Origin of the sequence: Chryseobacterium aahli (assembly GCF_022699665.1) — a bacterium.
GTDB classification, from domain to species: Bacteria; Bacteroidota; Bacteroidia; order Flavobacteriales; family Weeksellaceae; genus Chryseobacterium; species Chryseobacterium aahli.
Window position 1 is genome coordinate 16,034 of the sequence record NZ_JALDNB010000007.1, and the last position, 22,972, is coordinate 39,005.

Annotated in this window: 34 protein-coding genes; 1 reads left to right on the forward strand and 33 read right to left on the reverse strand. The window is 33.6% G+C overall.

The window, feature by feature from the left end; all coding sequences use genetic code 11:
* Nucleotides 1-7 precede the first annotated feature (7 nt).
* From MQX03_RS11700 to MQX03_RS11740, 9 genes are all read right to left on the reverse strand, one after another.
* The gene (locus tag MQX03_RS11700) at nucleotides 8-922 is read right to left on the reverse strand and encodes a dimethylarginine dimethylaminohydrolase family protein (RefSeq protein WP_242803347.1); all 915 of its coding nucleotides are present in this window, start codon (nucleotides 920-922) and stop codon (nucleotides 8-10) included.
* 615 nt (nucleotides 923-1,537) lie between these two features.
* On the reverse strand, nucleotides 1,538-2,824 hold the full coding sequence (locus tag MQX03_RS11705; RefSeq protein ID WP_229983472.1) for a citrate synthase: 1,287 nt from the start codon (nucleotides 2,822-2,824) through the stop codon (nucleotides 1,538-1,540).
* A gap of 89 nt (nucleotides 2,825-2,913) precedes the next feature.
* Nucleotides 2,914-4,206, reverse strand: coding sequence for a phosphopyruvate hydratase (gene eno / locus MQX03_RS11710; protein ID WP_129535091.1), 1,293 nt, complete (start codon nucleotides 4,204-4,206; stop codon nucleotides 2,914-2,916).
* Nucleotides 4,207-4,374: 168 nt separating this feature from the next.
* Nucleotides 4,375-5,589: a hypothetical protein gene (locus MQX03_RS11715; protein ID WP_242803349.1), complete on the reverse strand. Its 1,215-nt coding sequence runs from the start codon at nucleotides 5,587-5,589 to the stop codon at nucleotides 4,375-4,377.
* 6 nt (nucleotides 5,590-5,595) lie between these two features.
* Entirely contained in the window at nucleotides 5,596-5,979 is a 384-nt protein-coding gene (locus MQX03_RS11720; RefSeq protein WP_242803351.1) for a hypothetical protein, read from the reverse strand.
* Between the two features lie 34 nt (nucleotides 5,980-6,013).
* On the reverse strand, nucleotides 6,014-6,877 hold the full coding sequence (locus MQX03_RS11725; RefSeq protein ID WP_242803353.1) for a YEATS-associated helix-containing protein: 864 nt from the start codon (nucleotides 6,875-6,877) through the stop codon (nucleotides 6,014-6,016).
* Between the two features lie 145 nt (nucleotides 6,878-7,022).
* The gene (locus MQX03_RS11730; protein ID WP_242803354.1) at nucleotides 7,023-7,811 is read right to left on the reverse strand and encodes a sensor histidine kinase; all 789 of its coding nucleotides are present in this window, start codon (nucleotides 7,809-7,811) and stop codon (nucleotides 7,023-7,025) included.
* 609 nt (nucleotides 7,812-8,420) lie between these two features.
* Entirely contained in the window at nucleotides 8,421-9,335 is a 915-nt protein-coding gene (locus MQX03_RS11735) for a hypothetical protein (RefSeq protein ID WP_242803355.1), read from the reverse strand.
* Nucleotides 9,336-9,339: 4 nt separating this feature from the next.
* Nucleotides 9,340-9,972: a response regulator transcription factor gene (locus MQX03_RS11740; RefSeq protein WP_242803356.1), complete on the reverse strand. Its 633-nt coding sequence runs from the start codon at nucleotides 9,970-9,972 to the stop codon at nucleotides 9,340-9,342.
* A gap of 179 nt (nucleotides 9,973-10,151) precedes the next feature.
* Here MQX03_RS11740 and MQX03_RS11745 point away from each other — a divergent pair, with 179 nt between their 5' ends.
* Nucleotides 10,152-10,580 carry a hypothetical protein gene (locus tag MQX03_RS11745; protein ID WP_242803357.1) on the forward strand — a complete coding sequence of 143 codons (429 nt, stop codon included), beginning with the start codon at nucleotides 10,152-10,154 and terminating at the stop codon, nucleotides 10,578-10,580.
* A 38-nt stretch (nucleotides 10,581-10,618) separates the two neighbouring features.
* Here MQX03_RS11745 and MQX03_RS11750 read toward each other — a convergent pair whose 3' ends face one another.
* From MQX03_RS11750 to rplV, 24 genes are all read right to left on the reverse strand, one after another.
* The gene (locus tag MQX03_RS11750) at nucleotides 10,619-11,443 is read right to left on the reverse strand and encodes an N-acetylmuramoyl-L-alanine amidase (RefSeq protein WP_242803358.1); all 825 of its coding nucleotides are present in this window, start codon (nucleotides 11,441-11,443) and stop codon (nucleotides 10,619-10,621) included.
* A 120-nt stretch (nucleotides 11,444-11,563) separates the two neighbouring features.
* A complete protein-coding gene (rplQ, locus tag MQX03_RS11755) occupies nucleotides 11,564-12,091 on the reverse strand; it encodes a 50S ribosomal protein L17 (RefSeq protein ID WP_229983463.1) in 528 nt (175 codons plus the stop codon).
* Between the two features lie 6 nt (nucleotides 12,092-12,097).
* The gene (locus MQX03_RS11760) at nucleotides 12,098-13,093 is read right to left on the reverse strand and encodes a DNA-directed RNA polymerase subunit alpha (RefSeq protein ID WP_047442244.1); all 996 of its coding nucleotides are present in this window, start codon (nucleotides 13,091-13,093) and stop codon (nucleotides 12,098-12,100) included.
* A gap of 33 nt (nucleotides 13,094-13,126) precedes the next feature.
* Nucleotides 13,127-13,735: a 30S ribosomal protein S4 gene (gene rpsD, locus MQX03_RS11765; RefSeq protein WP_129535099.1), complete on the reverse strand. Its 609-nt coding sequence runs from the start codon at nucleotides 13,733-13,735 to the stop codon at nucleotides 13,127-13,129.
* A 19-nt stretch (nucleotides 13,736-13,754) separates the two neighbouring features.
* Nucleotides 13,755-14,144, reverse strand: a complete 390-nt coding sequence (rpsK, locus tag MQX03_RS11770; RefSeq protein ID WP_129535100.1) for a 30S ribosomal protein S11 — start codon at nucleotides 14,142-14,144, stop codon at nucleotides 13,755-13,757.
* 12 nt (nucleotides 14,145-14,156) lie between these two features.
* Nucleotides 14,157-14,534 carry a 30S ribosomal protein S13 gene (gene rpsM, locus MQX03_RS11775; protein ID WP_047442246.1) on the reverse strand — a complete coding sequence of 126 codons (378 nt, stop codon included), beginning with the start codon at nucleotides 14,532-14,534 and terminating at the stop codon, nucleotides 14,157-14,159.
* Between the two features lie 3 nt (nucleotides 14,535-14,537).
* Complete coding sequence (rpmJ, locus tag MQX03_RS11780) at nucleotides 14,538-14,654, reverse strand: 50S ribosomal protein L36 (RefSeq protein WP_007839480.1); 117 nt, start codon at nucleotides 14,652-14,654, stop codon at nucleotides 14,538-14,540.
* Nucleotides 14,655-14,819: 165 nt separating this feature from the next.
* Nucleotides 14,820-15,035, reverse strand: a complete 216-nt coding sequence (gene infA, locus MQX03_RS11785; protein ID WP_027387199.1) for a translation initiation factor IF-1 — start codon at nucleotides 15,033-15,035, stop codon at nucleotides 14,820-14,822.
* Between the two features lie 3 nt (nucleotides 15,036-15,038).
* The gene (gene secY, locus MQX03_RS11790; RefSeq protein WP_129535101.1) at nucleotides 15,039-16,418 is read right to left on the reverse strand and encodes a preprotein translocase subunit SecY; all 1,380 of its coding nucleotides are present in this window, start codon (nucleotides 16,416-16,418) and stop codon (nucleotides 15,039-15,041) included.
* Between the two features lie 8 nt (nucleotides 16,419-16,426).
* A complete protein-coding gene (gene rplO / locus MQX03_RS11795; RefSeq protein ID WP_129535102.1) occupies nucleotides 16,427-16,876 on the reverse strand; it encodes a 50S ribosomal protein L15 in 450 nt (149 codons plus the stop codon).
* Between the two features lie 19 nt (nucleotides 16,877-16,895).
* The gene (gene rpmD, locus MQX03_RS11800; RefSeq protein WP_047442249.1) at nucleotides 16,896-17,072 is read right to left on the reverse strand and encodes a 50S ribosomal protein L30; all 177 of its coding nucleotides are present in this window, start codon (nucleotides 17,070-17,072) and stop codon (nucleotides 16,896-16,898) included.
* A 10-nt stretch (nucleotides 17,073-17,082) separates the two neighbouring features.
* Nucleotides 17,083-17,604: a 30S ribosomal protein S5 gene (gene rpsE, locus MQX03_RS11805; RefSeq protein ID WP_129535103.1), complete on the reverse strand. Its 522-nt coding sequence runs from the start codon at nucleotides 17,602-17,604 to the stop codon at nucleotides 17,083-17,085.
* Nucleotides 17,605-17,623: 19 nt separating this feature from the next.
* Nucleotides 17,624-17,977: a 50S ribosomal protein L18 gene (rplR, locus tag MQX03_RS11810; RefSeq protein ID WP_129535104.1), complete on the reverse strand. Its 354-nt coding sequence runs from the start codon at nucleotides 17,975-17,977 to the stop codon at nucleotides 17,624-17,626.
* Nucleotides 17,978-17,991: 14 nt separating this feature from the next.
* A complete protein-coding gene (rplF, locus tag MQX03_RS11815; protein ID WP_129535105.1) occupies nucleotides 17,992-18,537 on the reverse strand; it encodes a 50S ribosomal protein L6 in 546 nt (181 codons plus the stop codon).
* A gap of 17 nt (nucleotides 18,538-18,554) precedes the next feature.
* Nucleotides 18,555-18,953, reverse strand: coding sequence for a 30S ribosomal protein S8 (gene rpsH, locus MQX03_RS11820; protein WP_129535106.1), 399 nt, complete (start codon nucleotides 18,951-18,953; stop codon nucleotides 18,555-18,557).
* 348 nt (nucleotides 18,954-19,301) lie between these two features.
* Complete coding sequence (gene rpsN / locus MQX03_RS11825; protein WP_047442254.1) at nucleotides 19,302-19,571, reverse strand: 30S ribosomal protein S14; 270 nt, start codon at nucleotides 19,569-19,571, stop codon at nucleotides 19,302-19,304.
* A gap of 3 nt (nucleotides 19,572-19,574) precedes the next feature.
* Complete coding sequence (rplE, locus tag MQX03_RS11830) at nucleotides 19,575-20,126, reverse strand: 50S ribosomal protein L5 (protein ID WP_129535107.1); 552 nt, start codon at nucleotides 20,124-20,126, stop codon at nucleotides 19,575-19,577.
* Between the two features lie 13 nt (nucleotides 20,127-20,139).
* Nucleotides 20,140-20,466, reverse strand: coding sequence for a 50S ribosomal protein L24 (gene rplX, locus MQX03_RS11835; RefSeq protein ID WP_129535108.1), 327 nt, complete (start codon nucleotides 20,464-20,466; stop codon nucleotides 20,140-20,142).
* A 20-nt stretch (nucleotides 20,467-20,486) separates the two neighbouring features.
* Complete coding sequence (gene rplN / locus MQX03_RS11840) at nucleotides 20,487-20,855, reverse strand: 50S ribosomal protein L14 (RefSeq protein ID WP_034684837.1); 369 nt, start codon at nucleotides 20,853-20,855, stop codon at nucleotides 20,487-20,489.
* Nucleotides 20,855-21,109, reverse strand: a complete 255-nt coding sequence (gene rpsQ / locus MQX03_RS11845; RefSeq protein ID WP_027383312.1) for a 30S ribosomal protein S17 — start codon at nucleotides 21,107-21,109, stop codon at nucleotides 20,855-20,857. The genes rplN and rpsQ overlap by 1 nt, the downstream gene beginning before the upstream one ends.
* A gap of 11 nt (nucleotides 21,110-21,120) precedes the next feature.
* Nucleotides 21,121-21,306, reverse strand: coding sequence for a 50S ribosomal protein L29 (gene rpmC, locus MQX03_RS11850; protein WP_047442257.1), 186 nt, complete (start codon nucleotides 21,304-21,306; stop codon nucleotides 21,121-21,123).
* Nucleotides 21,307-21,317: 11 nt separating this feature from the next.
* Nucleotides 21,318-21,743, reverse strand: a complete 426-nt coding sequence (gene rplP / locus MQX03_RS11855; RefSeq protein WP_047442258.1) for a 50S ribosomal protein L16 — start codon at nucleotides 21,741-21,743, stop codon at nucleotides 21,318-21,320.
* Nucleotides 21,744-21,821: 78 nt separating this feature from the next.
* Complete coding sequence (rpsC, locus tag MQX03_RS11860; protein WP_129535109.1) at nucleotides 21,822-22,565, reverse strand: 30S ribosomal protein S3; 744 nt, start codon at nucleotides 22,563-22,565, stop codon at nucleotides 21,822-21,824.
* Between the two features lie 8 nt (nucleotides 22,566-22,573).
* Nucleotides 22,574-22,972: a 50S ribosomal protein L22 gene (rplV, locus tag MQX03_RS11865; RefSeq protein ID WP_047442260.1), complete on the reverse strand. Its 399-nt coding sequence runs from the start codon at nucleotides 22,970-22,972 to the stop codon at nucleotides 22,574-22,576.

The window sequence follows — 22,972 nt, forward strand, 5'->3', positions numbered from 1 at the left end:
ATTTGGTTTATTCCCTCACCAAAGGCATCGTAGAACATCTCAACAAACCACCCATTTTAGAAATTTCTCTGTACGGAATTTCTTCAATCGTCATTCCCCACTCATTTCTCAGGTGATTATTCATTCTTGTAAACGAACTGTCTGAAACAACGACTTCTGGAGAAATTGAGAAAATATTCGGGAACATTTCAAACATTTCTTCGTCATTGACATGGAAGCAATTTTCTTCTCCGAAAATATCGATGATTAAGTTGTAATCACTTTCGTCAACAAAACCGTTTTTGTAAACAATACATTTATCAGTACCAATCGGGTTGAAGGTACAGTCTAAATGCAAAATTCCTTGATAGGGTTCTCTGTCATTTTTCTTTAATTCAAAATCTAAAATTCTTTTCTTTGGAAAATATTCTTTTAAGATTTCGATTGCATATTCGTTGGTACGGGCTGTTTTGTAATTTCTGTAATCTTGTGAAAAACAAGTTCCAATGAAAATAAAGTCATTCCACACGATGACATCACCACCTTCGATATGAGCAGTATCGGGAAGATTAATGATATCTCTCCATTTTACTTTTTCAAAGATTGATCGGTAAGCATCTTGTTCGTCGGCGCGATCGGCAATGACATTAGAAATTATCATTTTATCTTCAATAACAAACGAAACATCTCTTGCAAAAACCTGATTGTAATCTTTGATAATACTTGGGCGCAAAACTTCTACATCATATTTCTTCAGTACTTTTTCAAAAGCTTCCATTTCATCAATGATATCTTTTTCCTTCGGATAAATATTGTGCTGGATGGAATGGTATGATTTTGCATCATAACTTTCTTCTAAAGTTGGATCCGGCCCCATTGAATTGGGCTGACCCAAAACCACTGATTTCAGTTTGCCGGTTTCGTTTTTGATATTTAATTTCATAAAAATTCTTCTGATGTATTGGCTTTAAATAAAGCGTTCTGTACATAGCATGAGCCACAAATATAATGAAACGGCGTTGAAGTCAAAAATTTAATATTTAATAAAATGCATGGAATTTATGCCTACAATATTGGTTTGAAATGTTGTCGGAATATCCAAATTCTATCTGTTTAATTTCGCTTTTTCAGATAGAAATAAGGGATAGATATTGAAATCAAATGATATTATCTTTAGACTGAAAATTACAGTTTACAATTTTGGGTTATTTAGAATGTCGATTCAAAAAGAATTTTTAGAAATAAGCAATTTTGAATGACCAAAACATCGTATTAGGTTCATCTTTTTGAATAATTTTTGATTTAGATATAAATTATAAAGTGGACACTATCAATTAGCTGATTGATTAATGATGTCTTTTCTGATACAAACATGATGTTCCTACGTAGCTTTTTATTCGATTTATAGCTCTTTTCTTTTAAAAAAATTATAATTTCTATTGTGGATATTTACTGCTAAAAATTTAAAATCCAATACAGTGAAAAGCTTTAACATAAAGAACAAAAAAATCCCAAAGCAAAAAACTTTGGGATTTTAAATTTATTTGAGAAAACAATATTATCTGTTGGTAATATCGATGTAATCTCTTTTTTGAGCTCCTTGGTAAACCTGTCTTGGTCTTCCGATCGGGTCTCCTTTTAATCTCATTTCTTTCCATTGAGCGATCCATCCCGGAAGTCTTCCTAATGCGAACATTACGGTAAACATTTCTGTAGGAATTCCTAACGCTCTGTAGATGATTCCTGAATAGAAATCTACGTTTGGATATAATTTTCTTTCGATGAAGTATTCGTCTTCAAGAGCTACTTTTTCCAATTGCATTGCAATATCAAGCGCTTTATCTTCGATTCCCAATGCAAGTAACAAATCGTCAGCAGCTTTTTTGATGATTTTCGCTCTTGGATCGAAGTTTTTGTACACTCTGTGTCCAAAGCCCATCAAACGGAAGCTGTCATTTTTATCTTTAGCTTTCTCCACCCACTTGTTAACGTCTCCACCATCTTTTTCGATTAACTCAAGCATTTCGATAACTGCCTGGTTTGCACCACCGTGAAGCGGCCCCCAAAGTGCAGAAATACCCGCCGATACTGAAGCAAAAAGACCTGTGTGAGCAGAACCTACCATTCTTACAGTAGATGTAGAACAGTTTTGCTCGTGGTCAGCATGAAGAATCAATAATTTATCTAAAGCAGCAGTAACTACAGGATTGATTTCAAACTCTTCATTTGGTAATCTGAAAGCCATTTTGTAGAAGTTTTCTACATAGTTCAGGCTATTATCTCCGTGGTTTAATGGTAAACCTAAAGTTTTTCTGTAAGTCCAAGCAGCAAGGTGAGCAAATTTAGCAATCAATAATTCTGCAGCAAGATCCATCTCTTCTTTAGACTGTACGTTAACCGCTTTAGGATTAAAAGCAGTCAATGCAGAAGTAAGAGAAGATAAAACTCCCATTGGGTGAGCAGAACGAGGGAAAGCGTCGATGATTTTTTTCATCTCCTCTGCTACGAAGTTATATTTTTTGATATTACCGTTGAAAGTTTCAAATTGTTCTTTTGTAGGCAATTCACCGTGTAACAAAAGGTACATTACCTCAGTAAAGTTTGATTTTTCAGCGATTTGCTCGATAGGGTAACCTCTGTAGAACAATTCTCCTTGGTCACCATCAAGATAAGTAATCTCGCTTAGTGTTGCACCTGTATTTTTGTATCCTAAATCTAGGGTAATAAGACCTGTCTGGTCTCTTAATTTTGAAATATCTATTCCTCTGTCTCCGATTGTACTATCCACGATTGGATATTCATACGAATTACCGTCGTAATTCAATATAACTTTGTTGTCTGACATTATTTAATTTATTTTTTTTAAATATACTATTTATTATAAAATACGGCAAACAAAAAATTTCGTTCGCCGTTATTTATAAATTCAATTGATTATCTTTTGATTTTAAAAGCATCTAATCCTGGGAAATAAGCTGTATCACCCAAAGCTTCTTCAATTCTTAATAATTGGTTGTATTTCGCCATTCTGTCTGATCTTGAAGCAGAACCTGTTTTGATCTGACCGCAATTCATAGCAACTGCCAAATCTGCAATTGTAGAATCTTCCGTTTCACCAGACCTGTGAGACATTACTGATGTAAATTTGTTGTGCTGAGCCATTTGAACTGCTGCCATTGTTTCAGAAAGAGAACCGATTTGGTTTACTTTAACCAAAATTGAGTTAGCAATTCCTTCGTCAACACCTCTTTTTAATCTTTCAACATTAGTTACGAATAAATCGTCACCTACCAATTGTACTCTATCACCGATTTTATCAGTTAACATTTTCCAACCTTCCCAGTCATTTTCCTGCATACCGTCTTCGATAGAGATAATTGGGTATTTATTTGCTAATTCAGCTAAATAAGAAACCTGCTCGCTGCTTGTGAATTGAGCTGCATCAGGAGTCTGGAATTTTCTGTAATCATAAACTCCGTCTTTATAGAATTCTGAAGCTGCACAATCTAATGCGATCATTACATCATCACCTGGCTTGTAACCTGCTTTTTCGATAGCCTGAAGTAAAGTATCTAAAGCATCTTCAGTTCCTTTGAAAGTTGGTGCAAAACCACCTTCGTCACCTACTGCCGTAGAAAGACCTCTTGAATGAAGAATCGCTTTTAGATTGTGGAAAATCTCAGTTCCTTTTCTCAATGCGTGAGAAAAAGAATCTGCTTTTACCGGCATTACCATAAATTCCTGAAAAGCAATCGGGGCATCTGAGTGAGATCCACCATTGATTACGTTCATCATCGGAACAGGAAGTGTATTAGCATTTACACCACCGATATATTTGTATAACGGCATTTTTAGTTCAGCAGCAGCAGCCTTTGCAGCAGCTAAAGAAACACCAAGAATTGCATTAGCACCGATATTTCCTTTGTTTTTCGTACCATCTAAGTCGATCATAATCTGATCTAAAAGATTCTGATCATAAACCGGAAGGCCTACCAACTCGGGAGCAATTACTTCTCTTACATTTTCTACAGCTTTAGAAACACCTTTTCCCATCCATTCAGAACCGCCATCACGCAATTCTACCGCTTCATGTTCTCCAGTAGACGCTCCAGAAGGCACTGCAGCACGACCCATCGCACCACTTTCTGTAAATACATCAACTTCCACTGTAGGATTCCCTCTTGAATCCAAAATCTGTCTCGCTTCTATGTAAGAAATGTAACTCATTTTTTGTTTATTTATAGTTTAGACAAATTTAATTAAAAAATAAGTTTTTTCGTTAGTTCAGGAATATCAATTGATGTTTTTTGAGTTAAATTTTAGTTAATATTTAAATTGTAATGATTACTTGTTTGAAATGATTTCAAAAAAGGTTACACAATTCAACAATTATATTTATTTTTTGTTTTCTACAAAAACACTTTTTCTTTCGGAGTCAAGTCCCCAGTTTAGACCTAAAAAGGAAATCAGATTATCTTTATCTCCATAGTTTTTGCCAAATGCAGCATTGATGTATACTTTATCCGAAACTTTGTAAGCCAACAAGCCACTTGAGCGAAAAGTATTCTCAAGATCATTCACACGATAAATGTACTCGTAAGAAATTGAAAACCTATTGTAAATAAATTCTGCTTTTCCACCAAAATCAAAATTTTTAGTTCTCAAGAATTGCTGATTGGTATCTAAGGTTGTTCCATCTTCAAGATATCTTGCTATCCCGTAAAAATTAAGCTTTTTTTCAACATTAGGTTTTTCTATGTCCGTAAAATCAAAACCTGTATTTAATGTCATCCAAAAGCCTAGCTTACCAAACTGATTATTTGAAAATTTATTATCAGAGAAAAAAGTGCTATAACCTCCTGCGAAATCTACAGAAAGAAGTGGTGGTGATTCTAATAAGTTTCTGTAATAATCAACATTATTGGCATCGCTTTGGTTCTCATTAAACTTCTTTTGCAATTTATTTGTTATGTCTGATATTAATTTTTCGCAATCAGAATCACTCAAATTCTCATCAATACATTTTTGTGCAACTCTTTTGTTTTCTTCTTTCTCTTCTTCTCCATTCATGTATTTACTCATCAATTTTAGTTTGGCTTTTTTCACCAAATCTTCCTTTATTATTTTTTGGAGATTATCTTGGCTTCTAATTTTAATTAATGTACTTCTTACACTTACTGAAAATGCTGGATTCTTGATATCATCATCAGAATTAAATGATAAATCTCTCACAAATCCTAATGAAACAGACGCCTTCTTAACTTCATTAAAAATTATTTGTCTCTTAGTTTTTTCATTATATCCTGCATACTTAAGTGAGTTCATTCTTTTTGCTGGCAAAATCCAATATGGTGTAATTTCAAAAGCGTATGTATCTGGTATTCCCTCATTTTTTTTGAATGAATTTACCAAGCTCAAAATAATCGCTTTTTTTGATTTGGGAGTTTCCAATTCTGAAGGGGAAATTCCGAGCAAAATTAAAGATGGAGCATTTGAAATAGCAAGATCCTTAATTTCAAACTCAATATCTTTTGCTTCATGATCATTTGTTTGTGATTTATAGTTGTGAAATGAAGCGAAAAACAAAAGCAATAAAAATATTTTTTTCATGACCATTTATTTTATTGTTATTACTTTTACGCTAATAATTCTTTTCTGAGCATCTAAGTCAGCCTTGGTGCTGTTTAGAAAGGGAAATACTTTATTATTTTGACCTGACAAAGCATACAACACATTAGTTTGATGCATTGCACTTTCAACATTATCATCATTAATTCCGCTAAAATCGAAAATATGACGAACTCGAAGTCTTTTGCTTTTCTCAACAAATAGTTGTATGTTATGCTCGCTTCCATCATATAGTTCAACGTCTTCTGCTAAAAATTTCACATTGGTATTCACTTGTGCTACAGAAGAAACATTGATTAGTAAGAGCGTATTATCCAGACTTTCATGACTCACTTTAAACGTTTTGACTGATTTTTTTGTTTTTGTTTTCATGATTTTTTAGGTTTTAGATTGTTAATTAGGTTTTTTATTTTATCACGGTTTTAATTAGTGATTCAATAATTCTCTTAGCAAATAAGGACGATAATAAACAGTAGCACGCAAATATGAAATAATCAATAAATGTTTCAAATTTGAGAACATCACTATTTGTTGCATTTAAAATCAGAATGGATAGAAAAGATGCTAAGATTCCAAAAAGAATACTTGCTGTAAAAGTTTTATTCTCTTCATTAATGATAATCTGTAAACTGTTTATTTCAGCAGTCAGTTTTTGAATTTTTTCGTTTAACTCAAAACAGTCATCTTGTACATTAGCTCTGGAAATATTCTGAGATAGCAGATTAATCTTTAGATTCACGCTTTCAATTAATGGTATAGTATCTTTAAGATATTTGTAAAAATTACTTGACAATCCTCCTAAAAGACCACAAACAATAATTATAATCAAGACCAAAACACTTTTCTCATTTTGAAATACAAGCATTATATATTTAAAAAGATCTTTGTTTTTGTCACCTTGTAATTTTCTATACTCGTTCTGGTTAGTTTTTAGATTTTCGTCCAATTGATTATTAATTTGTGTTGCTATGGTGGCGTTTTGTTTTAGCAAAATCTGTGAAAGAGAATCTTTTTTTTGAGCGTCCTTCATTTTATTTACTATAAAATCTATGTGTATCGGATCTTTGATTTTTGTCAGAATTTTATCATTCTGTTCAATAAGTTTCTTTTGAATACTATCTAACTTTTTGAGGTCTTTATATTCAATTTCACACTTTTCAATAGTAAAATCTTTGTTATTATTTTTTTGATAGTATAAAAAAGCACCTATAAGAATAACCAATAGAATTATTATTGTCCCAATGTTTTTTTTCTCACTTAAAGTTTTCATGGTTAATAGTTTGTTAAAGTTTAAAGTTTACACTTCAAATTTCCAATTAATAACAACTCAAATCAATTACACAAAAGGGTGATTCTTAAAACAAAAAATCAGCACCATTAAAATGATGCTGATTTTAAAATTTTAATTAATCTGCTTATAAGTTAATCTTGAAAAAAATAGAAGTTCCTTTTTCGGTAGATAAAATTTCAAATTGTCCGCAAGATTCTTTCATTCTTCGTTCCATATTCCGGAGACCGTTTCCTGTAGCTTTTTCTTGATCAAAACCTTTCCCGTTATCTGATATTTCCATAATCAAATATTTATTCTCCTGGATAAACGAAAGCTTTAGTTGATCTGCACCACTATATTTATACGCATTGTTTAAAGCTTCTTTGATACATAGAAACATACTACGCCTTAGTTCCGTTGAAATTGGTGTTTCAGAAGTAATTTGATCTCTATCAAAAGTCAATACAATTGGTGTTTTTTTCAAAAAACCCTCCGCATAAATTTTAGCATATTCAACGAAACTTCCAACGGTGTCATTCCCTGAATTTAAACTCCATAGCATTTCTCGCATTGAGACATTCATTTCTTCGGATGTTTTCAGAAGTTCATTGATATCGTTTTTTAAATCTTCGTCTTCAGCTTTTTGTTTTAAAAATTCCGCCTGAAGTTTGAGTGCTGAAATACCCGCTCCAAGATCATCGTGCATATCATGGGAAATGCGTTCACGCTCTAGTTCTATAGATTTTTGCTTTTCGAGTTCTTTTTGGAGTAGCTGGTTTTGGTATTCGGATTCTTTGAGTTGGTTTTCTTTGAAATACAAGATTTGCTTTCGGTTATACGTTATTACAACAAATATGATAAAAATAACAAGTAGCAGAATGAGCAGAATTGCTACAATATAAGTCAATTTTATTTCAGGAGGTAAGGACTTCATCTTTTTCGTGTTTATATTTTGTGAGACCTATATAAAATAATGCATAAACTAGAATATTAATTAATAATAGTACATTTTTCAATAATCCTAAAAAATGTTTATCCTCTAAGTTTAATAAGTACATAGGGATTATTCTGAACAAGAAAAAACAACTCCAAATAAGTAATGAGGTTGAAATCCAAAAGTGAGGCTCGTTAGTTATTTTAATCTCAGATACATTACTTAATTTCAAATAAAACCAATAAAGTGAGTATAATATATTTGTTATACAATACAGTATTGCAATACTTAAATTGTATTTATCTTGGTCAAAAAAATGATATGTAAAGTATATGCACGTTAAAATACATAGTGAGATTAATACGATTATAAACTTATTTTTTATGTATTTATAATAAAAAAAAACAAAAAAAATTATATTGTATATATTTAAATAATTATATTGAATTGATTTTGAGGTTATAATATTTACTTCTGAGAAAATATCAATTAAAAAGTTCGCTATCAAAAAAACAAAAAAGTAATTTTGAGAAGAATAAGTTTTTCTCAAAATTACTATCGACTTTACAACGGTAATAAAAAAAACAATATAGTATATTTTTAAAAGCATTATGGTTCTAAACTTCCTTGGTCATAATATGGAAAAGAAAGCAAAGGACCGTTTACATCTTCGGGTATTGAAGTTAGATATATAGATTCTTGAGATTTATTATTGTCCCCAAAGCAAACGTCAAATTTTAGTTTTATAACAGTTTTGGTATCACATATACTAAAATAATTATCTATTCTTTCAAAATATTCCTGCACTTTACTTAAATCATATTTTATTCCATATGGTATATATCCAGATTTAGGAGTTGTAGTTGATAAACTCTTTATATAACTTCCTATACTACTTATCCTAAAGTCAGAATATAACTCCCCCAAATCAACTATAGCTGTCACATCATAATAATCTTTTAAGTTGAAAAACAAGTATGTAAGATCCTCTTTTCCAGCACCTTTAAATGTAATTAATATATACAAATTACTTTTAAACGCAGCAAGACTATTTTTATTTTCATCACTTATATTAATACTATTATTACACCATTTATCAAATAATATATCTGATAGATAGACAAAGCTAAAGTTAAGGTCAGAATATCCATCATTAACTCTAGCATCAACTAGCGATTTAAAATCATTGTAATATAACTCAAAATTATTTCTTAATTGCTTGGGATCAACTTTAGCATAATCACTTCCATGTACAATATCACTTACAGGATAATTAATTGCCGGTTTATAATAGACCTCATTATCAACAAAATCATTACCATACAATTCTCTAATTTTTTCTTCTAATTCTTTTTTAGATTTTATTTCTTTTTGATATTTTACAATTTTTTTTTCAATATCACAATTAAAATTTGCTTTAGCATTTCCCTCCAACGAGTCCGATTTATTAGTGTCATCCTTTTTATTGCAACTGAGAATAAAACATGCGATTATTACCAATAATGATAACTTAATGATTTTCATAATTTTAGTTTTTAAAATGGTTAAATTTATTTATAGCTTCAACTTTATTATTTACATGAAGCTTTCTGTATATGTTTCCTACGTGTTTTTTTACGGTATCAATGCTTATAAATATTTTATCGGCAATTTCTTTATATAAAAGACCTTGAGATAAAAGTTCTACAATTTCGGTTTCACGCTTTGTGAGCTCTTCAAAATCTTTCACTTTAATTGCTTTCCTTTCAAAATGAGCTAAAACTCTTCTTGCAATAGAAAAACTCATCGGTGCACCACCATTGTACACGTCACGAATTGATGACAGAATCTTATCCATACTCTCGCCTTTGATGAGATATCCCAATGCGCCAGCTTTTAATGAATTGAAAATCATTTCGTCATTTTCAAAGCTTGTACACATGATGAATTGAGATGTAGGCATGTCTTTTTTCAACTTTCCAATAATATCAATTCCAAGCATATCCTGAAGTTGTATGTCCATCATAACTACATCAGGAGAAAGATCAGATAAATTTTTGAGAGCAGTATTTCCGTCAAAAAACTGTGCGACTACCTTCATATCAGTTTGGTAATCGATCACTTTCTTCAACGCATTGTTGTAGTTTTTTTCGTCTTCTACTATGGCTATGGAAATGCTCATGTTTGTTATTTTCTTTAAGACAAATTTCAACAGAAAACAAAGCAGAAACAATTACACGTTTGTGTAATATTAGAATTTTGAGTTCGAGGTTATTGGTTTGTTTTTTGTTTTTATTAAATTTAAAGAAAATTTCACAATTGGGGAATTAATTTAAATTAATAATTACAAAAATATATTGAATGAAAAAAAGTATTCTAATCGCTGCATCTTTTTTGGCTATATCTTTAATTGGCTGCAAAAAAAATGAGAGCGGAAATAAAGGAATTGTAAAAACCGAAAATTCTGAACAAACGGTTCTTGCAGACGACGGAAAAGCAGATTCTACGATTGCTTACAATGTTGATGTAAATGGGAAGAAATCGATTAAAACAGATTATGTTTATAAAGCAACCGACGGAACTTTGGTGAAGGTTGTTTATGACTATAATCCGGAAAAGAGAACTTTGAAAGTGACTAATAACAACAAGACTTTTGTCTTAGAAAAGTCTGAAGCCAAAACCAATGAAACAACTTATGAAAAAGCTGATATGAAAGCTACAGTAAAGGGCGATAGTCTAATTATACATCAAGGTGACAACATTATTGAGTTGGTAAAGACCAAAATATAAGGCACAAAAAAACCGCTCAGAAATCTGAGCGGTTTTTATTATACTTTCTGTAATAATGATCCATTTATCCAGCCATACAAAGGTTCCTCTCCTTCTTTAGGCTTTTCTAACACATACACATAAAACCAGTCTAGCTTACTTTTTAGGAATTCAACTTTAGCATCTTTCTGAAGTTGTCTTAAAGATTCGAATTCTGTACCAGCTCCTTTTCTGATGTTTACGTTATTGACGGTAACTTTATAGATATCTGCTGTATCATCATCACGTCCAAATAATTTAGCACGGAAATTTTCCATTGGAAAAGCCGGACCGGGATCGTTTTTTCTGTAAGGTGAAACATCATCATGTCCCAAAACTTCCTTGATGTTATAATTTTCCATTAATAATTTGCAGACTTTAAAACATGCGTCTATCTGTTTTTCAGTAAAATTATGCCAATACGTTACATTTTTTTCATGCTTATGTTTGCCTTCAACCACAACATCCTTAGGATATTCCTTTTCGAACCAAGCATAAAATCTATCATTTACTTTTGTTAATCTTCCCGGATTATCTAGTTCGATACCTATCGAAAAATCATTTAAACCTGATCTGTCTGCCCATCTGCTTTTTCCGGCGTGCCAAGCTTTTTTACCAAATTCAATCATCTGGGTGATTTTTCCTTCCCTGTCTATGACAAGATGTGCCGAAGCTTTTGCAGCAGGATCTTTAAACCAGCTAACAGAACTTTCTGCACTTCGACCTGCCGTAAAATGAATAATTATAGTATCGGGATTCATGTCACCACCCTTATTCGGGGTGTCTGTAAAACTTATACTTTCATTAGAAAGTGTTTTTGATAATTTGTTTTTTAAAATTTTCATGTTTGTATTATTTAAATCTACACAAATATCTATCGTTTTCAAACATTGGTCAATTACACTTTCGGGTACAAAAAAACCGCTCAGAAATCCGAGCGGTTTTTTTATATCTCTGTATGAATATTACTCACCAGCTTTTTCTTCAGTAGAATCTGTAGCTTCTGCCTTAGGCTCTTCTACTTTTTCTTCTACTACAGGAGCTTCAGCAACCACAGCTTCTTTCTTAGTAGCTGTTGTAGATCTTCTGCTTCTTCTTGTTGTCTTCTTCTCCTCAGCATTAGGATTATAAAGCTCATTGAAATCAACTAACTCGATCAAAGCTGTATCTGCAGCATCACCAGGTCTGAAACCAGTCTTGATGATTCTCGTATAACCACCGTTTCTTTCAGCGATTTTCGGAGCTACAGTTCTGAATAATTCAGTAACCGCTTCTTTACTTTGAAGATATGAAAAAACAATTCTTCTGTTGTGTGTAGTATCTTCTTTTGCTTTCGTTAATAGAGGCTCAACGTATACTCTTAAAGCTTTCGCTTTAGCTACAGTAGTGTTGATTCTTTTATGCTCAATCAGAGAACAAGCCATATTAGAAAGTAACGCGCTTCTGTGAGAAGCTGTTCTTCCTAAGTGATTGAATTTTTTACCGTGTCTCATTATTATTTAATTATCAGCGTCTAATTTATATTTTGCAACGTCGAAACCGAAGTTAAGACCTTTTGAATGCACTAATTCTTCTAGTTCTGTCAAAGATTTTTTACCAAAATTTCTGAATTTCATCAAATCAGACTTACTGTAAGAAACTAGTTCTCCCAATGTTTCAACTTCAGCCGCTTTTAGACAGTTTAGGGCTCTTACAGAAAGATCCATATCTGCTAATTTAGACTTAAGAAGTTGTCTTGTGTGAAGAGTTTCCTCATCGTATTGGATAGATGCCTTTACAGCTTCAGTTTCTAGAGTGATTCTCTCATCAGAGAACAACATGAAGTGATAAATCAATATCTTAGAAGCTTCAGTTAAAGCATTCTGAGGGCTTATAGAACCGTCAGTTTCAATATCTAATACTAATTTTTCGTAGTCTGTTTTTTGCTCTACACGATAATTTTCAATGCTGTACTGCACTTTTTTGATCGGCGTAAAAATAGAGTCGATAGCAATAGTTCCTACAGGAGCATTGTTTGACTTGTTTTGGTCTGAAGGTACATACCCTCTTCCTTTTTCTACATTAAACGTGATTTCGAAAGTTACATCTGAGTTTAGGTTACAGATCATCAATTCTGGATTAAGAATCTCAAAACCGTTGATTGATTTACCTAAATCCCCAGCAGTAATTACAGTTTGACCGGAAACTTTAGCAACAACCTGTTCGTTAGTTTGGTTTTCTGCCGTAGCTTTTAATCTTACCTGCTTAAGGTTAAGAATAATTTCGGTAACGTCTTCAATTACTCCTGGAATCGTTGAAAATTCGTGCTCTACACCTTCTATTTTGATAGATGAAATAGCGTATCCTTCCAGAGAAGAAAGCAACACTCTTCTCAAAGCATTACCGATTGTAAGCCCGAAACCTGGTTCTAAAGGTCTGAATTCGAATTGACCTTTAAATTCATCAGAGTTAAGTAGAATTACTTTATCGGGTTTTATGAATTGTAAAATTGCCATATTATTGGGTTGAGCAAAAATTTGATTAAAAAATTATTTAGAGTAAAGTTCGACGATAAGCTGTTCCTTGATGTCTTCCGGGATTTGGATTCTCTCAGGAGCAGATACGAAAGTACCTTGCTTTTTCTCATCGTTGAATTGTAACCACTCATAGTTTGCTTTAGAAGCTAAAGCATCTGCAACAACCTCTAGAGACTTAGATTTTTCTCTTACAGCGATTACATCACCAGCTTTTACCAAATAAGAAGGAATGTTAAGGATCTCACCATTCACAGTGATGTGTCTGTGAGAAGTCAACTGTCTTGCACCAGCTCTGGTTTTAGCAAAACCTAATCTGTATACAACGTTATCCAATCTTGATTCGCAAAGCTGTAATAAAACTTCACCTGTTACACCTTTACTTCTGTGCGCTTTTTCGAATAAGTTAGCAAACTGTCTTTCTAAAATACCATAAGTATATTTAGCTTTTTGCTTTTCCATCAACTGGACAGCGTATTCAGATTTCTTTGCTCCTCTTCTTTTGTTAACACCATGTTGTCCTGGCGGTTGGTTTTTTCTTTTCTCGAAGTTCTTATCATCTCCGTAGATTGCAGCACCAAACTTTCTAGCAATCTTTGTTTTAGGTCCAATATATCTTGCCATAATGGGTAAATTCTAAAAATTAAACTCTTCTTCTTTTTGGTGGTCTACATCCATTGTGCGGCATAGGAGTAACGTCAATAATTTCGCTAACCTCGATACCTGAATTGTGAATTGTTCTGATAGCAGATTCTCTACCTGCACCCGGACCTTTCACATACACCTTTACTCTTCTTAAACCAGCCTCGTGAGCTACGTTTGAGCAATTTTCTGCTGCCATTTGAGCAGCAAAAGGAGTGTTCTTTTTAGAACCTCTGAACCCCATTTTACCGGCAGATGCCCAAGAGATAACTTCTCCGTTTTTATTTGTTAAAGAAATGATGATGTTATTGAAAGAAGCTTGAATATGCGCTTCACCAATAGCCTCAACTTTTACTTTTCTTTTTTTAACTACTTTACTTTGTTTTGCCATAATTCCTAACGATTATTTACTTGCTTTTTTCTTGTTAGCAACTGTTTTTCTCTTTCCTTTACGGGTTCTCGAGTTGTTTTTCGTTCTCTGGCCTCTTAAAGGTAGTCCTAGTCTGTGACGTATTCCTCGTTGGCATCCTATGTCCATTAATCGCTTAATGTTCAATTGCACTTCAGATCTAAGCTCACCTTCTACTTTAATGTTTTCAGTGATGTAATTTCTGATTGCAGCCAATTCATCGTCATTCCATTCGTTGACTTTCTTGTCTTCGCTGATACCGGCAGCTTTAAGGATTTCAGAAGAAGTACTTCTTCCTACCCCATAGATGTAAGTTAAACCGATAACACCTCTTTTGTTTTTTGGTAAATCAATACCTGAAATTCTCGCCATAATTTAGCCTTGTCTTTGTTTAAATTTTGGGTTCTTCTTGTTGATTACAAATAGAACGCCTTTTCTGCGAACGATCTTGCAATCAGCACTTCTTTTTTTAATTGATGCTCTAACTTTCATTTGATATATATAATCTTTTAAAAAGGACAAATGGAATCTTTCGATTTCATTTGAAATATAATTATTATTTTATACTAATACAGTCATCAAAATGACTTCAATATTGAGTATTTATTTTTTAACAATAGCCAAATGGAGATCAGAAGATTCCATTTGGCATTTTGTTTAATATCTAAATGTAATTCTCCCTTTTGATAAATCGTAAGGAGACATTTCAAGTTTTACCTTATCACCAGGTAAAAGTTTAATATAATGCATTCTCATTTTACCAGAAATATGAGCGATAAGCATATGCCCATTTTCTAGTTCTACACGGAACTGGGCGTTCGAAAGTGCTTCCGTAATAACGCCATCCTGTTCAATATGTTTCTGTTTTGCCATAAATTAATATCCAGTCGATCTTGATAGTTTAGACTGCATTAAGCCATCATAATGATGATTCAGCAGATATGTGTTAATCTGTTGAACAGTATCTAATACCACCCCAACCATAATTAGCAACGAAGTTCCCCCGAAAAATAGGGCGAACGCATCTGTCTGAACAAGACTCCCATGCACTATTGCTGGAAGGACTGCAAAGATAGATAAAAATATTGCACCTGGCAAGGTAATTTTTGATAAAATGTCATCTAAGTAATCAGCTGTCTCTTTACCAGGTCTTACCTTCGGTACCAAACCTCCGTTTCTCTTTAAATCATCAGCCATTTGGTTCACCGGAATTGTAATTGCGGTATAGAAAAATGAAAAGATAATAATTAATAGTGCAAACAATACATTGTACTGCCAGCTAAAAACATTCTTGAAACCTGCAAGAAAAGTATTAGACTCATCAAATTTTGTCAATAAACCAGGTACAAACATTAATGCCTGAGCAAAAATGATTGGCATAACCCCAGCTGCATTAACTTTCAATGGAATCCACTGTCTTGCTCCCTGCATAAGATTTTTATTAACACCTCCTCTTGCCTGAGCTCTGCTTACATACTGGATAGGGATTTTTCTGACAGCAACAGATAGTACTACTGCTAAAAGAACAACCAACATCCAGAATATTACTTCAACCAAAATCATGATCGATCCTAAACCTCCTTTTCCGTTCTGTACAGCGATTTCCTGTACAAATGCTTCTGGTAATCTAGATAAAATACCTACCATAATAAGGATAGAAATACCATTTCCAATACCTTTATCGGTAATTTTTTCACCTAACCACATCGCAAATACAGAACCACCTACCAAGATAACAATACTTGGCAACCAGAACATAATAGAGTTTGGATCTACAAAATATGCAGACTGGAACTGAGCATACGGTAAGAATAATTGAGTAATAGAAGTTAAATAAGAAGGCGCCTGTACAAGACAAACCCCAATTGTTAACCATCTAGTAATTTGATTCAATGTATTTCTACCAGACTCTCCGTCTTTTTGAAGCTTCTGAAGATAAGGGATAGCCATCCCCATCAACTGAACAATAATAGAAGCAGAAATATAAGGCATGATACCTAACGCCATCACGGAAGCGTGGCTGAAAGCCCCACCCGTAAACGACGAAAGCAAGCCAAGGAGACCTGCTCCTTGCTTGTTACCGCCTTGATTTTTATAATGCTCTAAGAGATCTCCTACTTCTGCAAGGTTAATCGCAGGTAGAGAGATGAAAGATGCGAATCTATACACAAGGATAATACCTAAAGTAAAGAGAATTTTGTCTCTCAGTTCTTTAAGGCTCCAAATATTCTTAAGGGTTTGTATAAATTCTTTCATTAGTAATATTATAAGGTAATTGCTTTTCCACCTGCTTTAGAAATCAATTCTTCAGCAGATTTAGTGAATTTGTCAGCAGAAATTGAAACCGCAGATTTCAATTCACCTCTACCCATAATTTTCACTATTTCGTTTTTAGTAGCTAAACCGTTTTGTACCAAAACTTCTTTAGTAATATCTCCTGTTATAGATTTAGTATCAATTAAGTTTTGAATATCATCCAGGTTAATACCTCTGTATTCTTTTCTGTTTACGTTTCTGAAACCGAATTTAGGAAGTCTTCTTTGCAAAGGCATCTGTCCACCTTCAAAACCGATTTTTTGAGAATAACCAGCTCTAGCTTGCTGACCATTGTGACCTTTCCCAGCTGTACCGCCTTTTCCACTACCTTGTCCTCTACCAATTCTCTTTGAACTAAAAGTAGAACCTGCTGCAGGTCTTATGTTGTTTAAATTCATTTTAAAATTATTTTAAAAATTATTTTTGAACTTCAAGTAAGTGACTAACTGCAGCTATCATTCCTAAAATTGAAGGAGTAGCTTCGTGCTCTATAACTTGGTGAAGTTTCTTAAATCCTAATGCTTCAAGCGTTCTCTTTTGGGTTTTTGTTCTACCAATAGCGCTTCTTACTTGTTTTACTTTAATTGTTGCCATTGTATATTTATTAACCGTTAAACACTTTACTTAGAGAAACTCCTCTCATTCTTGCAATTTCTTCTGGTCTTCTGATGTCTAACAATGCTTTGAAAGTTGCCTTTACCACATTGTGAGGGTTTGAAGATCCTTTAGATTTTGAAAGGATATCGTGAATACCTGCAGACTCCAATACCGCTCTTACTGCACCACCGGCAATAAGACCTGTACCGTGAGAAGCTGGTCTCAAGAAGATATCAGCACCACCATATCTAGCAGAACTTTGGTGAGGAATTGTATGGTTCATTACAGGAACTTTTACTAAGTTTTTCTTAGCATCTTCTACTGCTTTAGCAATAGCAGAAGCAACTTCCTTAGATTTTCCTAAACCAAAACCGATAGTTCCAGCTTCGTCTCCTACAACAACAATTGCAGAAAATCCGAAAGCTCTACCCCCTTTAGTTACTTTTGTTACCCTATTTACGGATACGAGACGATCTTTTAATTCTAATCCTCCCGGTTTTACTCTTTCTATATTATCTAGTCCTAACATATTTTCCGAAATTTAATGATTAGAATTTAAGTCCTCCTTCTCTCGCACCATCAGCTAGAGCCTTAACTCTACCGTGATATACGAAACCGTTTCTATCAAATACAATAGCTTCAATTCCAGCAGCAATAGCTTTGGCAGCGATAGCTTTACCTACAGCAGCAGAAATTTCACTTTTAGTACCATTAGCGTCTACACCTTTTTCTCTCGAAGAAGCTGAAGCTAACGTTTTACCATCTTTATCGTCTATTAACTGAGCGTAAATTTCCTTATTACTCTTGTATACAGATAATCTTGGCAATTCAGAAGATCCAGAGATTTTCCCTCTTACTCTTCTTTTGATTCTTATTCTTTTTTCTAATTTACTTAGTGCCATTTTCTTAAAATTTATTAAGCAGATTTACCAGCTTTACGTCTAACATTTTCTCCTACGAATCTTACACCTTTTCCTTTGTATGGCTCAGGCTTTCTGAATGAACGGATCTTTGCAGAAACCATTCCTAGAAGTTGCTTGTCATGAGACGTTAAAGTAATAATTGGGTTTTTACCTTTTTCAGTCAATGTATCGATTACTACTTCTTTTGGAAGTTCTAGTACGATACCGTGAGAGAAACCTAAAGCTAACTCAAGTTTTTGACCTGAGTGAGAAGCTCTATATCCTACTCCCACTAGTTCTAACTTCTTAGTGAAACCTTCAGTAGCTCCAATAATCATGTTGTTTACTAACGCTCGGTATAAACCGTGTAGCGCTCTGTGTTGTTTAGAATCAGATGGTCTGCTGAATGTAAGCACTCCATCTTCTTGTTCTAAAGTAATTCCTTCTGTAAGTTCCTGAACTAATTCTCCTTTAGGACCTTTTACAGTTACAACGCCATCTTTTTCAGTGACAGTAACTCCAGCTGGAATTGTTATAATTGCTTTACCAATTCTTGACATTTTCCTTTAATTAAAAATTAATAAACATAGCAAATTACTTCACCACCTACTTTTTCTTCTCTAGCTTTCTTATCTGTCATTACTCCTCTAGAAGTTGAGATAATAGCTACACCCAAACCGTTCAATACTCTTGGAAGTTCTGTAGAACCTTTGTATTGTCTTAGACCTGGTCTTGAAGCTCTCTGGATAGATTTGATTGCAGGCTTGTTTGTTTGCTTGTCATACTTAAGAGCGATTTTGATTGTCCCTTGAACAGCGCTATCTTCAAACTTGTAGTTTAAGATATACCCTTGATCAAATAAGATTTTCGTAAGCTCCTTTTTGATTTTCGATGCAGGAATTTCCACCACCTTGTGGCCTGCGCTTTGTGCGTTCCTTACTCTTGTTAGGAAATCTGAAATTGGATCTGTTACCATTTCTTTGTTTTAAATTATTGGTTAATGACAATCAGTATTGAAAAGACTTGAAGATTAAAGACTATATGGTTCCGAATGTTTCTTCGCCTGATCTCTTTACCTTCAGTATCTCAACAACTTAATTGTCACTTTTATTTTTTTAATTTCATTTTTCTAATAAACATAGCCAAAACGAAAATTAGTCTCTCAGAGAAATAATAATTTTCCTGAGCGGGTGCAAAAATACAAAAAAAATTAATACTATTTATTTTTTTCTTTGCCTCTAAGCCTACTTAATTTTGTACTCTATTTATTAAAATACAGCTGACTTATAAAAATATAGAAGTCAGCTGTAAAAATTTTCATTGCTTACCAACTAGCTTTTTTAACGCCTGGGATAAGACCGTTGTTGGCCATTTCTCTGAAAGTTACTCTAGAAATACCAAAGGTTCTCATGTAACCTCTTGGTCTCCCTGTCAATTTACATCTGTTGTGTAATCTAACAGGAGAAGCATTTTTAGGCAATTTTTGAAGTCCTTCGTAATCACCAGCTTCTTTAAGAGCTTTTCTTTTCTCAGCGTATTTAGCTACAGTAGCTTCTCTTTTGCGCTCACGCGCTTTCATTGATTCTTTAGCCATTTCTTAGTTCTTTTTGAAAGGTAAACCGAAGTGAGTTAATAATGCTTTAGCTTCTTTGTCTGTTTTCGCAGTTGTAACGAAAGTAATGTCCATCCCTTGGATTTTCTTTACTTTGTCGATTACGATCTCAGGGAAGATAATTTGCTCAGTAATACCTAAGTTATAGTTACCTCTACCATCGAAACCATCAGCTTTGATACCAGAAAAATCTCTAATACGTGGTAAAGCAGAAGAAGTCAATCTGTCTAAGAATTCGTACATTTTCTGAGCTCTAAGAGTTACCTTAGCACCTACAGGCATACCTTTTCTTAATTTGAAAGCAGCTTCATCCTTTTTTGAAATAGTACCTACGGCTTTTTGCCCGGTAATATTTGTAAGTTCTTCAACAGCATAATCGATGATTTTTTTATCAGCAGTAGCGTCTCCTAAACCTTGAGATAAAATAATTTTCTCTAGTCTTGGTACCTGCATTACTGATTTGTATCCGAATTCTTCCATCATTGCTGGAACAATTGTTTCATGATATGCTTTTTTGGGTCTTGCGATATATTCCATGTGTTATTTAAAATTATAAAGTTTCACCCGTTTTTTTGTCGATTCTTACTTTCTTATCTCCGTCGATTTTGTAACCAACTTTGATAGCTTTTCCGTCTTTATTAACTAAAGCTATGTTTGAGATATGAATAGAAGCTTCCTTTTCTGTAATTCCTCCTTGAGGATTTGAAGCTGAAGGCTTAACGTGTTTTTTAACGATGTTAAGTCCTGCAACGATTACTCTAGGGTCTTTTCCTTCTTTTTTGATCACTTCAATAACTTCACCAGTTTTACCTTTGATATCTTTTTTACCAGTGGTAATGATTACGTTATCTCCTCTTTTTATTTTTAACTTTGACATTTTTTTTAAAATTTTAAATATTAAAGTACTTCAGGAGCTAATGAAATGATTTTCATATATTCTTTGTCTCTCAACTCACGAGCCACAGGTCCGAAAACACGTGTTCCTCTCATTTCTCCTCCAGCGTTTAGTAAAACACAAGCATTGTCTTCGAATTTGATGTAAGATCCATCTTTTCTTCTAACTGCTTTTTTAGTTCTTACTACTACCGCCTTTGATACTTGACCTTTCTTAGCGTTTCCTGATGGTGTAGAATCTTTAATAGTAACTACGATTTTATCACCAACTGAAGCATATCTTCTTCTGGTACCTCCCAGAACTCTGATCACTAGTACTTCTTTAGCACCTGTGTTATCAGCAACTTTTAATCTTGATTCTGTTTGTAACATTACTTAGCTTTTTCAATGATTCTTACTAATCTCCATCTCTTGCTCTTGCTCAAAGGTCTTGTTTCTGTAATTAATACAGTATCTCCTTCTGTGCATTCGTTGTTCTCGTCGTGTGCAGTATATTTTTTCGTTTTCAAAACGAATTTACCGTACATCGGGTGCTTTACTCTTGTAGTTTCACTAACAACAATAGTTTTTTCCATTTTATTGCTGGAAACCACTCCGATTCTTTCTTTTCTTAAATTTCTATCCATTGTAAAAAGGATTATTGTTTGTTAGTTAACTCAGTGTTTAGTCTTGCGATTGTCTTTCTCAAATCTCTGATTTGGATTGGATTTTCAAGTGGACTGATTTTGTGAGCCAATTTCATTTTTGAGAATTGAGCTTTAGCTTCAGCCAATTTTGCTTGAATATCTTCAGCGCTTAGATTTTTAATTTCAGCTTGTTTCATTGTTTCAGAGATTAAAGAGGTTTAACAAAATCGTTTGCAACTATAAATCTAGTCGTAACTGGTAATTTCTGTGCAGCAAGTCTTAAAGCTTCCTTAGCGATTTCGTAAGATACACCTCCGATTTCGAACATAATTTTACCTGGTTTTACTACAGCTACCCAATATTCTACAGCACCTTTACCTTTACCCATCCTTACTTCGGCTGGTTTTTTAGTAATAGGCTTATCTGGAAATATTTTGATCCATAGTTGACCTTCTCTTTTCATATATCTTGTCGCAGCGATACGAGCAGCTTCGATCTGTCTAGCAGTGATCCAAGCACCTTCATTAGCTTTGATTCCGAAAGTTCCGTAAGCAAGTTGATTACCTCTTTGAGCAATCCCCTTCATTTTCATCTTGTGAACTCTACGGAATTTGGTTCTTTTTGGTTGTAACATAATTTCTTAAATTTTAGATTTTAGAATTTAGATTTTAAAAAAGTAACGGTCATTTAAAAACTATCCTCTAAAATTTTATTAATTATTTTTTTTATCTCTAGAAGGTCTTCTGTTGTCTCTGTCTCCACCTCCTCTGTTTCCGCCACCTGAAGGACCACCTTTCTTCTGTTGTCCTACTAATGGAGAAAGATCTCTTCTTCCGTAAACTTCTCCTTTCATGATCCACACTTTAACTCCTAACTTACCGTATTGAGTTAATGCTTCACCGATATGATAATCGATATCTGCTCTGAAAGTTGATAATGGAATTCTACCGTCTTTGAAAGACTCAGATCTTGCCATTTCAGCACCGTTCAATCTACCAGAGATTTGAACTTTGATACCTTCAGCACCCATTCTCATTGTAGAAGCGATTGCCATTTTCACAGCTCTTCTGTATGAGATACGGTTTTCGATCTGCTTAGCGATACTGTCTGCAACTAATACTGCATCAAGCTCAGGTCTTTTGATTTCGAAAATATTGATTTGAATATCCTTTTTTGTAAGTTTCTTCAATTCTTCTTTTAACTTGTCAACTTCCTGACCTCCTTTACCGATGATTAATCCCGGTCTAGCAGTAGTGATTGTTACAGTTACTAATTTAAGTGTTCTTTCAATATAAATTTTTGAAATTCCACCTTTAGATAATCTTGCTTCAAGGTATCTTCTGATTTTGTAATCTTCAGCGATTCTATCACCGTAGTTTTTACCACCAAACCAGTTAGAATCCCATCCTCTGATGATACCTAATCTGTTACCAATTGGATTTGTCTTCTGTCCCATACCTTGAATTAATTTTCTTTTGTACCTAAGATTAGTGTAATGTGGTTTGATCTTTTTCTGATTCTGTACCCTCTACCTTGTGGAGCTGGTCTTAGTCTCTTCAATTGTCTTGCACTGTCTACAAAAATTTCTTTAACGATAAGGTTAGCTTCTTCAATATCAGCACCATCATTCTTTGTTTGCCAGTTGGCCATCGCAGAAAGTAATACTTTTTCTAATTTCTCAGAAGCTCCTTTTTTTGAATATTTTAGGATGCTTAAAGCTTTGTCAACTTCTACCCCTCTGATGATATCAGCAACTAATCTCATCTTTCTAGGAGATGTCGGGCAATCATTGTGTAATGCTTTTACTACATCTTGATTTGTTAATTTACGTGCTAATGCACTTTCTCTTTTTCTTGATCCCAT